This window comes from Pseudomonas sp. zfem002 (genome assembly GCF_032621685.1).
GTDB lineage: Bacteria > Pseudomonadota > Gammaproteobacteria > Pseudomonadales > Pseudomonadaceae > Aquipseudomonas > Aquipseudomonas japonica.
In genome coordinates this window covers 225970-238741 of sequence record NZ_JAVYJH010000019.1, presented here as the reverse complement: position 1 = coordinate 238741, position 12772 = coordinate 225970, and the positions used below count along the sequence as shown (strand labels likewise).

Here is a 12772-nt window from a genome sequence, read left to right as displayed (position 1 = left end):
CGCTCAGGCCTTGATCAACAATCATCTTGCAGACCTGGAGTTTGAACTCGGTGGTGAATCTTCTGTACTTCTTGGTCATCGGGGGTACTCCTCAGTAGGGGGATTCTCCCTAATTGAGGTGTCCGGAGCCATTAGACCAGCACAGGTTGTCAGCCTTTGTTTTTTCGGCGATGTATCGCGGGGAGGCTGTTGGGTTCGGCTCGGTATCGCGTCGTACCAACAAGGCGAACAACCATGGCCTGTCAGGCATAGGTACGTTGCAACAAATGTGGGAGCGGATTTATCCGCGATGCGCCGTGCGGACGGCGCTCGATCTTGAGGGCGCCACAAGAGCATCGCCATGCACTGCGATGCGCCGTGCGGGCGGCGCTCGATCGCAAGGGCGCCAGACTTGTCACGGCAGGCACCTGGCGGCCTTGACTGTCTTTCCTTCAGAGGCCCCGCCATCAATCCCGCCCGACACACCCCGCCACCGGCACATCCCCCACCAGGTACCGCCTGGCCCATTCCGCCAACGGCAACGGCGGTTGCTGCTGGACAATGCGCCTGAAGATCAACTCCAGCACCTCGACATCGCGCATCGAGCCCACCCCCGCTCCCGGCCACGAACTCGGCGTCTGCACCTGCCAGTGCCCCCGCCCGTCACACCCGGCCATGCGAAAGCGGAAGGTGTAGTTGCCGGGTATACCCATGCGCAGATCGCTGACCACCAGGGCATCGCCGACCACGTCGTAGCGCAGCCAGTCGCCGGTGAACCAGCGCAACCGCTCGTGCAACGGCGCCCCCTGCAGCACATTCCCCATCTCCAGGTTCAGCGGCTGGCGCTGCCACTCCGGCGGTCCCTGGTCGAACAGGCCGCTGACGCCTTCGATGTAATCACCGTCCGCGGTCTTCGCCAGCACCCGCCACAGCAGGGTGTTGAACGGCATCGGCACGGCGCGCAACTGGGTGACCTGGATGTCCTGCGTACTGAGCGCGGCGTGGAAACGTTGCTCGGCGATGGTCTTCGACAACAGACCGAAGCCCAGGTAGACACAACTGAACAGCAGCAGGCCGCCGAGCAACGCCCGCACCCGCGTGGTCATGCCCTTGAGCGCGGCATAGACCACCCCGAGCAGTAGCGGCACGGTGTACAGCGGGTCGATGATGAACACCGCCGCCCAGCTTTGCGGGATGGGCTGGAAGGGCCAGAACAGTTGCGTGCCGTAGACCGTGAAGGCATCGAGCAAGGGGTGGGTGACCAGCACCAGCCAGTAGCCGAGGAACAGTCGCGGACCGCTGTAACCCGTATCGGGACGGCGGCGCCTGACCACCAGCAGGGTCAGCCAGGTCAGCAGCAGGGCCAGGCCGGTGAGGACGAACAGGGAGTGGGAAAAGCCGCGGTGGTAAGTCATCGACGACACCGGGTCGGCGTAGCGGATCGCTACGTCGAGGTCTGGAAGTGTCGCCAGCAGGGCCCCGTACAGCAGGGAACGACGTCCTTGTACCTTGCCGAGCACCGCGCCCTGGATGGCGCCGCCCAGGACGGCCTGGGTCAATGAATCCAATGGCTTTCCCCTCGTCGGTGGCAAAGAGGGGGATGCTAGCTCAATGGCTGGCGGACCGACAGCCTTCGGCCAGGCATCAGGGTGTCGGTGTCGGTGTCGGTGTCGGTGTCGGTGTCGGTGTCGGTGTCGGTGTCGGTGTCGGTGTCGCGAGCTTATCCATTGCGGGCGGTGACGCCACCGGCCCCTTCCGCCTTCACGGCGGGTCCATTCGGGGGACCGCATCAAGGCCGCCAGGTACCTGTCTTGAGTCTTGCAGCGCCCTCCAGATCGAGCGCCGCCCGCGCGGCGCATCGCGGGCTACGCCCGCTCCCACATTTGCTGCAACGTACCTATGCCTGACAGGCCATGGTTGACCGCCTTGTTGGTTCGACACGATACCAAGTCGAACTCAACAGCCTCCCCGCGATGCGTCGCCGAAAAAACAAAGGCTGACAACTCAAATCCAACAGGCCATGGCGCGTTGCAACAAATGTGGGAGCGGGCGTAGCCCGCGATGCGCCGCGCGGGCGGCGCTCGATCTGGAGGGCGCTGCAAGACTCAAGACAAGCATCTGGCGGCCTTGATGCGGTTACCCGACAAGCCTTCGAAGATGTGTAGATACCTATGCTGGAGCGTAGGGCCGGCTGTGGGAGCGGGCGGTTTTCGTCCATTTTGCCACCAAGACAAAATGGACCCGCCGTAGAGGCGGAAGGGGCCGGTGGCGTCACCGCCCGCAATGGATCAGCTCGCGATGCCAATGCCAATGCCAATGCCAATGCCAATTGAGCTTGTCGGAACGCCGAACCGCAGCGATGAAGACCTCAGTCGAGCACCACATGCGGCAGGAACCGGCTGGTGTCCTTGGTGATCAGGCTGTCGTCCTCGCGGATGCCGATGCCCGCGGCCACATCACCGATCACCCAGGAACCGATCAGCGTGTAGCTGTCGCCAAAGCGCGGCAGCGGCACGAATTCCTGGAGGATGTACGGCGCATCGGTATAGGGCCCGTCCTCGGCGACGAACTCGCCGGTGGGCGTGCGCAACTCGATGTTCGCGCCCTCGCGGGAGAAATACGGTTTGCGCACCCAGCCCGCCGCCACCGGCCGTTGCGGCTCGCGGTCGACGAACGCCGGCAACAGGTTCGGATGGCCCTGGTTGAACTCCCAGAGCAAGGCGAGGATGCCCTTGTTGCTGATGATCGACTTCCACGCCGGCTCGACGAACTGGGTGTCGCACCCCGGCACCGCCTTGCCGAACGGCTCGTGGAAGATGTGCTCCCAGGCATGCAGCTTGAACAGGCGCTGGATCCACTGGCCATCGAGGTCGACGAAACGCCCGTCGCGCAGGCCGATATCCTCGATGTCGATATGCCGCGCATCGATACCCGCATGGGCCGCCATGCGCCGCAGGAAATCCGTGGTGCCACGGTCTTCCCGCGATCCGGACATGGCGGAAAAGTGAAACGGGCCGTCCGCAGGAAAGGTGGAAAAGGCCCGCACCAGGTCCTCGGCAATGGTATTGAACTGGCTCGCCGAGGCCGGCAGCACCCCGGCGGCAATCTGGCTTTCCAGCCACAGCAACTGCACCGAACCGGCCTCCAGCAGGCTGGTGGGGGTGTCGTAGTTGGCCTCGATGCACTTGGCCGGGCCCGTGCCGTCATAGATGAAGTCGAAGCGACCGTACAGGTGCGGATGCCCTTCCCGCCACGAATCGCGAACCAGATCGAAGAACGCCGGCGGAATCGCCAGGCGGGTCAGCAGCGCTTCGGAGGCCACCACGCGCTCCACCGCGTCCATGCACATGGCGTGCACGTCCTGGGTCGGCGCTTCGAGATCGCGGCTGATCTGCGCCTCGCTGAACTGGTAGTAGCCGCGCTCGTCCCAGTAACGCTCGCCGTCGATGGTGTGAAAGTCGAAACCCTCGCGCTCGACGATACGCTGCCAGTCCGGACGCTCTTCGATACTGATCTTCTTCATCGTCGCCGGCCCTCAGCCGCCAAAGCTGGAGCTGGACGAACTCTTGCCACCCCAGCCACTGCGGGCCGTGGCCTGCTGGCCGAAGCCGCCGCGGGACACGGTGGAACTGACGCTGGAGCCGGAACTGGAACGGAACGCCGAGGCACTGCCGCTGGAGCGCGACGAACCCGAGGAACCGTAGTAGCCCGAACCGCCCTGCTCCTGTTCCTTGTAGCGCTGCGGCTGGGTCGAGCGGCTGAAGGTCTTGCCCTGCTCGATCTGCCGCGACAGGGTCGAGGTCTGGTAGCTGCCGCGGGAGTCGCGGTTCTGGTAGACCGGCTGCGACTGGTAGCGCGGTGCGCTGCGGTTGCTCATGGCATTGCCGATCAGCATGCCGGCCAGGGCGCCGGTGGCCGCCGCGGCGACCGTGCCGCCGATACCGCCGGACGAGGCGGCCTGCTCCTGTGCCTGGCGCTGGGCCTGCTCGACCTCGGCCTTGGGCAGCTCACCGGACATGGCCAGTTCGAAGCCCGCCAGTTGCGGCATGAACTTGCCGTCCGAGGTGGGCTGGCAATAGCCCTCGATGAAGTCGGCATCGCAGGCAGCACGGTCGTCGTAGACCGGGGCGATCTTGCGATGATCGACCATGGCCTGGATATAGGCATCGGAACACACGTCCGCGGGGAACCTGGCGTCGACGCAGGCCTGGACGTTCTTGAAGTTGTCCTTGACCGTGTAGGTCGCGGTCTGTTCGGGATCGCTGCAACCGCTGATGGCCAGGGGCAATGCGCCAACCAGCAGGAGCTTGGTGGAACTACGGCGTCTCATGGGCTTCTCCTTCGCTCAGGCCGACGGGGTCATGCAGGCGGAGTTGAGGAAGCCGACGCTGATGGCAACGGAGGCGGCATAGATGGCCGCGGCCAGTTCGCCCTCGACGATGCGCCGGGCCAGGCCCTTGAGCACCAGGCTGGTACCGACGAAGGCCAGCAGTTGCACCACGGCGGCGATCAGGGCCCAGACCACCACGTCGACCACGCTGATGCTGTAGGCGATGACGTTGCTCGCCGGCAGGGCGAAGCCGATCAGCGAACCGCCCAGGGCGATGGCCGCCGCCGGGTTGTTCTGGCGGATCTGCTCGAACTCCTTGTGCGGGGTGATCAGGGTGTAGAGGAACTGGAACAGGGCGAACAGCGCCAGGGCGACGACGATGTACAGGACGAATCCGAATACGGCGGTCGCGTCGAGCGACAGTCGGAGTGCTTCGAGCATGGTGCTTCCTTGTCAGATGACAGTGATATCGGTGAGTTGCAGGGTGATGCCGACGGAGGTGGACAGCGCGACGTTGCCCTCCTCGTCTTCCTCGACGCTGAACAGCAGGAATTCCCGGCGGTTCACCAGGTCGAGGTCACGGGCATAGAGCATGCTGTGGTGGCTTACGCGGTAACTGCTTTCAGGATTGCGCAGGCGCTCTTCCATGGGTACCAGTTCGGTCTGGCCGTCTTCGGAGCCCCACTGGCGCACGTACTCGACGCCTTCCAGGTCGAAGTACGGCAGGCCGATCGGCGCTTGCGGGCCAGTCAGGCGCAGCAGTTCGTCGCGGCTGTTGATCGGCGTGACCTGGTGGTAGCCGAACAGGATGATGTCTTCGATGTCCTCGGCGCCGTTGCCGTGCATCACCACCTGGAGGAAATAGTCCTCGTCGTCGAGGTAGAAGCGCTCAAGGCGCGTGCCCTGGCCGAGGTCGATGGTGCCCGCGGCCCAGACCTTCTCGTCGCCCGGCAGGACCAGGGTCGAGGCGTCGGCGAGGAGCAGGGACAGGTGCTTGTCCAGGCACAGCATGCGCTCGGGGGCCAGACCCAGGGGGGGCTGCGGGGCGGTGGTGGTGACGGGCGCGGTCGGCAGGGGGGCCTGCAGGCCGAGCATGCGTTTGATCCAGCTCATTACTAATCCTTGGGATTGCCGGGCCTGCTGTGCAGGCCTTCGCAGGCAAGCCAGCTCCTACAGGGCGACGCGCGACCCTGTAGGAGCGTGGCTTGCCCGCGAAGGACCGCATAGCGGTCCCCAAAAACGCCTCAGAGGGCCGCTTTGCTGTCCTGTTGCTTGGCCCGCAAGCGCGCCAGCACATCATTGGCGCCATTCTGCGCCGCGCCGATACCGGCCGCCTGCAGGCGCTTTTCCAGATCGTCGCCGCTGCTCACTTCGGCCAGTTCCTGCGCCGCGTCCAGCTTGGCGTCACGCTCGTCCTGGCGCTGCTTGATCCGCGCCAGGGATTCCAGCGCGGTTTCCACCTTGCCATTGGCCCCGCCGGTGGCGCTGGCGGTGGCGACCCGGGCCTGCTGCACGGTTTCCCGCGCCTTGGCCATTTCGGTCTGCTGGCGCAGGCCCTTGAGACGACCTTCCGCCTCGCTGATCTGCACCTGCAGCAGGCCGACCTGCTTGTCGAACTGCGCGGCCATCTCACGCTCCTGGGCGATCTGCGTCTCCAGGTCGGCGACCCGCGCGGCGCACTCGGCGGCCAGCCCTTCCTGGTCGGCATTCAGCGCCGCCAGGGCCTTGCCTTCCCAGCTGGCGCTGTCGCTTTCCAGGCCGGCGATACGTTGCTGGGCCAGCTTGTGCCTGGCCTTGATCTCGACCAGGCCGTTGCGCGCCTTGACCAGGGCGGCGTCGGCATCGCGCTGCTCCTGTTCGAGGATGCGGATGGCGTTGGCATCGACGATCGCTTCGCCGATCTCGGAGGCGCCGCCGCGCACGGCGGTCACCAGTTTCTTCCAGAGGCTCATGGGGGGCGTTCCTGTATTCAGACGACGAAATGGTCTTCGAAGGCTTCGACCGCGTGGATCACGTTGTCGGCCAGGGTGAGGATTTCCTGCTCCACCAGTGCCAGCGCGGAGGCGGCGCCGAGGGCACCGAACATGCAGTAGACCTCGGTACCGTCGGCCAGGGTCTCGATGCCCACCGACGACAGCGGGAACAGGTCGCGGCTGCGCAGGACCAGGCGGTCGAAGGCCGCGGTGTCGCGGACCCGGGCGACTTCCACCAGGGTGGTGTCGACGAGGATCTGCTCGCCGCAGATACCGATGTAGATCGGCAGGTCGCCGTACTCGGTCATGTGCAGGCGGATACCGGGCTGTTCGGCCTGGCCTGGCTGGATGACGATCCTGCCGCTGCGGACCGCGTCCAGGCCGGACAGGGCTTCATGAAGGGACGGGGTCGTCCAGAGAGTGCTTTGACTCATCAAAGGGTCCTTTTTGATTGTCTCTCGCAGGAGAGGCATCGCGCGTGTCAATGGCGCGGGTTTCCTCCCCCGCCATCGGCCCTTTCGAAAAGGGCGCGCGCATGCTGCATGCGCAGGCCGCGGACGGTACAGGTGATTTTTTTAACAAGCAATGTCTTTGTAGGCATTGTCCTAGAACGGACAAAGAAAAAACCCCACCGTTGCCGGTGGGGTCGAAGTGCGCGATGCCGGGGCGTTCAGGCCGCTAGCGCCCCACGGCGCGGGCCGCGTCGGCGGTGTACATGTCCGGGGTGTACTTGCCTTCGTTGAGGATCGGCCCCTTCTTCGCCTCGTTGGTCATGCCGTAGCCGGTGTACTGCCCGGAGTTGAGGTCCATGAAGAACTGCGAGCCGGCCTGCCAGCCGCTCATGTCGGGGTGGTAGTAGTAGTTGATCATGGCGTGCTTCCACAGTTGCCCGCGGGCATCGTAGTTGTCGGCCATCACGGCGTTCCAGGTGTCCTCGTCGATGAACAGCACACGCTTGCCGTAGACATGCCGGAAGCCTTCCTTGAGGTCCGCCTCCACCACCCAGACGCGGCGCAGCTCGTAGCGCATCACCTCGGGATTGGGATGGTTGGGGGTGAGGATCTCGGCATAGCTGTACTTGGCCGAGTTGGCCCTGAAGGCGTTGGCCGGCACATAGATCTCGCGCTTGCCCAGCAGCTTCCAGGTGTAGCGCTCGGGGGCGCCGTTGAACAGGCGGTCTTCGTCCACGGTCATGGTGCCGTTGGTGCCGATCATCGGCTGGTCGTAACCGTAGCCCGGCATCTGCCGCACGCGGCGGGTGGACGGGCTGTAGGACCAGGCCTGGCGAGCCGAGGTGACGAAGTTGTAGGGCTCATGGGCGATGCTGATGACGCCGTTGTCCCGCGCCGGTTTCAGGGTGGTGTTGTAGCTCATCGCCTGGACCCCGTCGGAGGTCTTCGGCTCGACCGTCGGCGAGTTGGCCTGGGACAGGTTGCGCGCATGGGCGCGGCCCCAGCCGATGCTGCCGTTGGGCAGGACCGAGGCGAGGTCGGAGATCTTTTCCTCGGTGTAGGCACGGGCCGGCAACTGGTGGTTCCACAGCACTTCCATGCCGTTCTGCGGAATCGGGAACGGCACCTGGCCGAGGCCTTCGATGCCCAGGCCGTCATTCACCAACCTGGCGTTGAGGGCGTTGGACAGCGCGCGCTTGCACACGTAGTCCGGGTAGCGGAAATCGCGATGGCCGGGGTAGACGTTCATCTTGTAGCTGGTCGGGTACTTCTTCAGCAGGGCTTTCTGCCCGTCGCTCAGGTGCGCCTCGTACTGGCTCATGTTGGCCGCGGTGATCACCAGGATCGGCTTCTCATCAGCGTAGGGATCGACCGGCTGGTCACCGGAGAATTTCACATGGTTCCAGCCCGGCACTTCGCCCAGGTACTTGCCGGTGTAGGGCGGGATGGTGCCTGCGGCATTGCCGGCCATCTCGCCGCCGACGCAGTTCAGGTCCTTGCCCAGGCGGGCGGCTTCTTCGGGCGATACACCGGCGCATGCGCCAGCGACTGCCAGGGTATTGAGGGCCAGAGCGACCGCGAGCATGACACCTGTTCTTGTTGTTTTCATGTATTGCCTCCTTCGCTGATAAGGCTTTCGGGTGTGCCCCCATTGTTGATTTTCCAGTGGGGGAAACATCGTCCGGAAAGACTAAGAATTCGGGGTTCGGTGGGGACTCATCACTCCGTAGGAGCTGGCTTGCCTGCGCCTACAAGTCAAGCGAGCAACTGGCGTTTCAGCACATCCTTGAGCACCTTCCCGGTCGCATTCCTGGGCAATGCCTCGCTGACCCGGAAGACATGGGCCGGCACCTTGTAGCCGGCCAGGCGGGCAGCCACGAAGGCCCGCGCCTGCTCCTCGGTGGGCAGGCGCTGCCCCTGGATCACCAGCGCCACCGCCTCACCCAGATCCGGGTCCGGCACGGCGAACACCGCCACCTCCTCCACCCCCGGCATGTCGCCGACACAGGCCTCGATCTCCGCCGCGGAGATCTTCTCGCCGCCACGGTTGATCAGATCCTTGAGCCGCCCGCTGATGCAGAGAAAACCCTCGTCGTCGAGGTAGCCGAGATCGCCGGTGTTCAGCCAGCCATCGTGCAGGCTCTCGGCGCTGGCCTCGGGCAGGTTCCAGTAGGCGTTCATCAGGGTCGGCGAACGCAGCCAGACGATTCCGCTCGTGCCGGCCGGCACGCCGCGCGCCGGGCTGTCGCCGATGCGCACATCGACGATCGGCAACGGCCAGCCGCAGCTCGCCGGCTTGTACAGGAACGGCTCACCGCCGATCGCCGCGCCGATGCCGTTGCTTTCGGTGAGGCCATAGCCACTGCCGCCGATCACGTCCGGCTTGCGCTCGGCCATGGCCGCCAGCAACCCGGCGGACGACGCACCGCCGCCCAGGCCCAGGCCGAACAGGCTCGCCGTGTCCGCGCCGCCGAAACGCGGCGAGGCAAGCAACTGCTGCATCATCACCGGCGCGCCGTTGAACTGGGTGCAGCGCTCGTCGCGGATCAGGTCGATGGCCGTGTCCACGTCCCACTTGTACATCAGCACCAGGCGCCGCCCGCCGCGCAGTGCCGAGAGAAACTGCGCATGCAGCCCGCTGACATGGAACAGCGGCACCGCCATCAGGGTGGTCGGGGCGAAACCGCTGGCGATCACCTTGCCGATCCGCTGCGGCGAACTCATGGCGCAGAACGCGCCCTGGAAATCCAGGGCGGTCAGCGCCTGGCAGATCGCCCGGTGCGTGGACAGCGCGCCCTTGGCCCGGCTGGTGGTGCCGGAGGTGTAGAGGATCAGCGCCGGGGCGTCGGCATCGACGCTCACCTGCGGCGCGGCCAGGGCTTCGGCGGCGAGCAGTTCCTCGTAGCTGAAGCAGCAGTCCGGCAGGCCGGCGGTCGATGACAGGCCGACCACCAGGGTGGTCCGTTGCCGCGCCGCGAGGTCTTCCCGCAGCAGGTTCAGGCGCGCCTCGTCGCAGAACAGCAGGGCCGCGCCGCTGTCTTCCAGGCCGTGCAGCAACTCGTCGCGCAGGCCCCAGCTGTTGAGCGGCACGCAGACCGCGCCGCAGCGCTGGACGGCGGCGAAGGCCACCAGCCAGGCCGGCTGGTTGCGCAGGGCGATGGCCACCCGCTCGCCCGGCTGCAGGCCGAAGCGCGCCAGCAGCTGGCCGGCCAGGCGGTCCACCTGGTCGAAGAAATCGCTGAAGCTCAGGCGCTGCTCCTGCCAGACGAGGAACTCGCGCCCGGCGTGGACGCGGGCGGACTCGATGACCTCCTGCAGGGTCTGCGGGGCGTGGCGGAACTGGCGTGGGCCGCCCTGCTCCGGGGTCACTACTTCAAACGGCGCACCCGCGGCAGTGAGTTGCTGCCAGGCGCTGCGCCAGTGTTCGATGCTCATGTGCTCGTGTCTCCATGAAACGGATTGACGCGCCCCTTTGTAGGAGCTGGCTTGCCTGCGAAAGGACTGCGCAGCAGTCCCAATCAAGTTGCCACCTATTTGGGACTGCTTCGCAGTCCTTTCGCGGTGGTTCGTCACACGACAAGCCGCGCATCCAATTACAGGGGGGGCGCGCAGGTCATCAGGCTTCAAGGGCCTCATAGCGCTCGCAATGGAAATCCCGATCGCCCAGGCAGGCCTGCGCCACCCGCACGCGCTTCAGGTACAAGCCGACATCCAGCTCATCGGTGACGCCGATGCCGCCATGCATCTGCACCGCCTCGTTGGCCACCTTGAGCGCGCTGTCGCCGGCCTTCCATTTCGCCAGGCTGACCAGGCGCCGCCGCTGCGCCGTGTCGAGGCGCTCGTCATCCAGCGCCGACAGCCCGGCCAGCACCGCGCTGCGCGCCAGCGCCAGGTCGACGAACAGCCGCGCCGCGCGGTGCTGCAAGGCCTGGAACGAGCCGATCGGGGTATCGAACTGGACCCGGGTCCGCAGGTACTCCAGGGTGGTCTGCAGCAGGTTGTCGGCAATGCCCAGCAACTCCGCCGCCAGGCACGCCCGCCCGCGGTCGAGCACCGCATCCAGCACCGCCCAGCCCTGGCCTTCCTCACCCAGCAAGGCCGCGCGGCTCAGCTTCACCTGCTGCAACTGCAGGCGCGCGCAGTTGCGCGAGTCGATCAGCGGCAAGGCGCTGACACTCAGCCCCGGCGTATCGGCGGGAACCAGGAACAGGCTGATGCCCTGCTCGTCCCCGGGTCTGCCGCAAGTCCGCGCGGCGACAACGTAGGCATCCGCGCCGTTGCCATCCACCACCCAGTACTTGTCGCCGTCGAGGCGATAGCCATCGCCCTCGGCCTGCGCCTTGAGGCTGGTCCCCAACGGGTTGTGCCGTGCCCGCTCATCTACTGCCAGGGCCAGGCGCAGGCCACCGGCGATCAACCCCGGCAACCAGCGCGCCTGCTGTTCGGCGGTCCCGGCCAGGTGCAGCAGCGAACCACCGAGCACCACACTGGACAGCAGCGGCGTGGCCGTGAGGTTGTGGCCGATGGCCTCGAATACCGGCCCCAGGCCCATGCAGCCGAAGGCCAGGCCACCGAGTTCTTCGGGAAAGGCGATGGCGCTCCAGCCGAGGTTCACCGCGTCCTGCCAGAGCTGGCCGTCGAAGCCGCTCGCCGAGCCCTCGTCGCGCAATCTGCGCTGCGCCGACACCGGGCCACGGGCGGCGAGAAAGTCCCGCGCACTGTCGGCCAGCAGGCGCTGTTCTTCGCTGTAACGCAGGTTCATGCCGTCGCTCCTTTTTTCCCGTCGGGCAGGCCAAGCACACGCTTGGCGATGACATTGAGCTGAATTTCCGAGGCCCCGCCGGAGATGGTCAGGGCGTAGCTGTTGAGCCAGCCGCGGGTCACCGCCAGCTGCTGCTCGCTGAACGCCGCGCTCTGCCAGCCGAAGGCATGACCGCCGAGCAGGTCCAGCAAGACCTCGAACTTGTCCCGCTCCTGCTCGGTGTGCACCAGCTTCATGATCGCCATCAGGGCGCTGACGTCATCGCCGTGCCGCGCCTCCTCGCCCATGCGCTGCACGGTGAGGTCGTAGGCGTGTTCGTTCATTGCGCAGGCGGTGGCGCGGGCACGCAGGGCCAGTTCGCCCTGCCCCTGTGGCGCGGGCAGGTATTCGCGGACCAGCGCCGGCAGATCGAAATGCGACGGCAGGCTGATCTCGCCGAACTTGGACATGGCCTTGCGTTCGTGCTGCAGCAGGTACTTGCCGAGGTTCCAGCCGCCGTTGAGCGGGCCGATCAACTGGCTCCTGGGCACCTTCACGCCATCGAAGAACACCTGGCAGAAGGCCGACTTGCCGCTGATCAGGTCGATCGGCACCGCCTTCACCCCGGGGCTGCGCATGTCCAGGACGATCAGGCTGATGCCCTCGTGCTTGGGCTTGCTGCTGTCGGTGCGGACCAGGGCGTACATCCAGTCGGACTGGTCGCCGTAGGAGGTCCAGATCTTGCTGCCGTCCACCACGAAATGGTCGCCGGCATCGCGCGCGGCCATCTTCAGGCTGGCCAGGTCGGAGCCGGCATTGGGCTCGGAAAAGCCCTGGCACCAGCGCGTCTCGCCACGGGCCATGGGCGGCAGCAGGCTGCGCTTCTGTTCCTCGCTGCCGTAGGCCAGCAGCACCGGGCCAAGCATCCAGATGCCCAGGTTGATCTGCGGTGGCCGGCATTTCAGGCGACGCATCTCGCTTTCCAGTACCGCCAGCTGTTCGGCGTCCAGGCCGGCGCCGCCGTATTCTTCCGGCCACTCCGGGCAGAACCAGCGCTTGTCGCGCATGCGTTCGAACCACAGTTTGGCGTCCGCACTGGGAAACCGCGGCTGACTGGCACCCCAGACCACGTCGCCCTCGCCCATCGCGGTGCGCATCGACGGTGGACAGTTGGCCTCCAGCCAGGCACGGGTATCGTGCCGGAATTGCTCGATTGTGCTCATGACCTGTTCCTTGTTGTTATTGAAATGCGCGAGCCGGCCCTTGTAGGAGCGTGGCTTGTCGTGTGACGAACCAC

At 66.0% G+C, this 12772-nt stretch carries 11 protein-coding genes; all 11 read right to left on the bottom strand.

Going from position 1 to position 12772, the window contains the following annotated elements:
* Positions 1–446: 446 nt before the first annotated feature.
* The 11 genes from RTI28_RS20895 to RTI28_RS20845 all read right to left on the bottom strand — a co-directional run bounded on the left by RTI28_RS20895 (position 447) and on the right by RTI28_RS20845 (position 12698).
* The gene (locus RTI28_RS20895) at positions 447–1547 is read right to left on the bottom strand and encodes a metal-dependent hydrolase (RefSeq protein ID WP_316922192.1); all 1101 of its coding nucleotides are present in this window, start codon (positions 1545–1547) and stop codon (positions 447–449) included.
* 800 nt (positions 1548–2347) lie between these two features.
* A complete protein-coding gene (locus tag RTI28_RS20890) occupies positions 2348–3502 on the bottom strand; it encodes a glutathionylspermidine synthase family protein (RefSeq protein ID WP_316922191.1) in 1155 nt (384 codons plus the stop codon).
* A gap of 12 nt (positions 3503–3514) precedes the next feature.
* On the bottom strand, positions 3515–4309 hold the full coding sequence (locus tag RTI28_RS20885) for a DUF1190 domain-containing protein (RefSeq protein WP_316922190.1): 795 nt from the start codon (positions 4307–4309) through the stop codon (positions 3515–3517).
* 15 nt (positions 4310–4324) lie between these two features.
* Positions 4325–4750, bottom strand: a complete 426-nt coding sequence (locus RTI28_RS20880; protein WP_316922189.1) for a DUF350 domain-containing protein — start codon at positions 4748–4750, stop codon at positions 4325–4327.
* 12 nt (positions 4751–4762) lie between these two features.
* On the bottom strand, positions 4763–5422 hold the full coding sequence (locus RTI28_RS20875) for a DUF2491 family protein (protein ID WP_316922188.1): 660 nt from the start codon (positions 5420–5422) through the stop codon (positions 4763–4765).
* A 131-nt stretch (positions 5423–5553) separates the two neighbouring features.
* Complete coding sequence (locus tag RTI28_RS20870; protein ID WP_316922187.1) at positions 5554–6261, bottom strand: PspA/IM30 family protein; 708 nt, start codon at positions 6259–6261, stop codon at positions 5554–5556.
* A 17-nt stretch (positions 6262–6278) separates the two neighbouring features.
* Complete coding sequence (locus tag RTI28_RS20865; protein ID WP_316922186.1) at positions 6279–6716, bottom strand: DUF2170 family protein; 438 nt, start codon at positions 6714–6716, stop codon at positions 6279–6281.
* Positions 6717–6960: 244 nt separating this feature from the next.
* Positions 6961–8319 (bottom strand): DUF1329 domain-containing protein, encoded by a 1359-nt coding sequence (locus RTI28_RS20860; protein WP_316922185.1) that lies wholly within the window; start codon positions 8317–8319, stop codon positions 6961–6963.
* A gap of 170 nt (positions 8320–8489) precedes the next feature.
* Positions 8490–10169: a class I adenylate-forming enzyme family protein gene (locus tag RTI28_RS20855; protein ID WP_316922184.1), complete on the bottom strand. Its 1680-nt coding sequence runs from the start codon at positions 10167–10169 to the stop codon at positions 8490–8492.
* A 181-nt stretch (positions 10170–10350) separates the two neighbouring features.
* Entirely contained in the window at positions 10351–11496 is a 1146-nt protein-coding gene (locus tag RTI28_RS20850; protein WP_316922183.1) for an acyl-CoA dehydrogenase family protein, read from the bottom strand.
* Positions 11493–12698 carry an acyl-CoA dehydrogenase family protein gene (locus RTI28_RS20845; RefSeq protein WP_316922182.1) on the bottom strand — a complete coding sequence of 402 codons (1206 nt, stop codon included), beginning with the start codon at positions 12696–12698 and terminating at the stop codon, positions 11493–11495. Before RTI28_RS20845 ends, RTI28_RS20850 begins: the two co-directional genes overlap by 4 nt.
* Between the last annotated feature and the right edge of the window lie 74 nt (positions 12699–12772).

Bases quoted from the DNA above. Each gene is read 5' to 3' on its own strand.
- RTI28_RS20865 (WP_316922186.1), bottom strand. From the start codon at position 6,716: ATGAGTCAAAGCACTCTCTGGACGACCCCGTCCCTTCATGAAGCCCTG.
- RTI28_RS20875 (WP_316922188.1), bottom strand. From the start codon at position 5,422: ATGAGCTGGATCAAACGCATGCTCGGCCTGCAGGCCCCCCTGCCGACC.
- RTI28_RS20890 (WP_316922191.1), bottom strand. From the start codon at position 3,502: ATGAAGAAGATCAGTATCGAAGAGCGTCCGGACTGGCAGCGTATCGTC.
- RTI28_RS20870 (WP_316922187.1), bottom strand. From the start codon at position 6,261: ATGAGCCTCTGGAAGAAACTGGTGACCGCCGTGCGCGGCGGCGCCTCC.
- RTI28_RS20885 (WP_316922190.1), bottom strand. From the start codon at position 4,309: ATGAGACGCCGTAGTTCCACCAAGCTCCTGCTGGTTGGCGCATTGCCC.
- RTI28_RS20860 (WP_316922185.1), bottom strand. From the start codon at position 8,319: ATGCTCGCGGTCGCTCTGGCCCTCAATACCCTGGCAGTCGCTGGCGCA.
- RTI28_RS20880 (WP_316922189.1), bottom strand. From the start codon at position 4,750: ATGCTCGAAGCACTCCGACTGTCGCTCGACGCGACCGCCGTATTCGGA.
- RTI28_RS20855 (WP_316922184.1), bottom strand. From the start codon at position 10,169: ATGAGCATCGAACACTGGCGCAGCGCCTGGCAGCAACTCACTGCCGCG.
- RTI28_RS20845 (WP_316922182.1), bottom strand. From the start codon at position 12,698: ATGAGCACAATCGAGCAATTCCGGCACGATACCCGTGCCTGGCTGGAG.
- RTI28_RS20850 (WP_316922183.1), bottom strand. From the start codon at position 11,496: ATGAACCTGCGTTACAGCGAAGAACAGCGCCTGCTGGCCGACAGTGCG.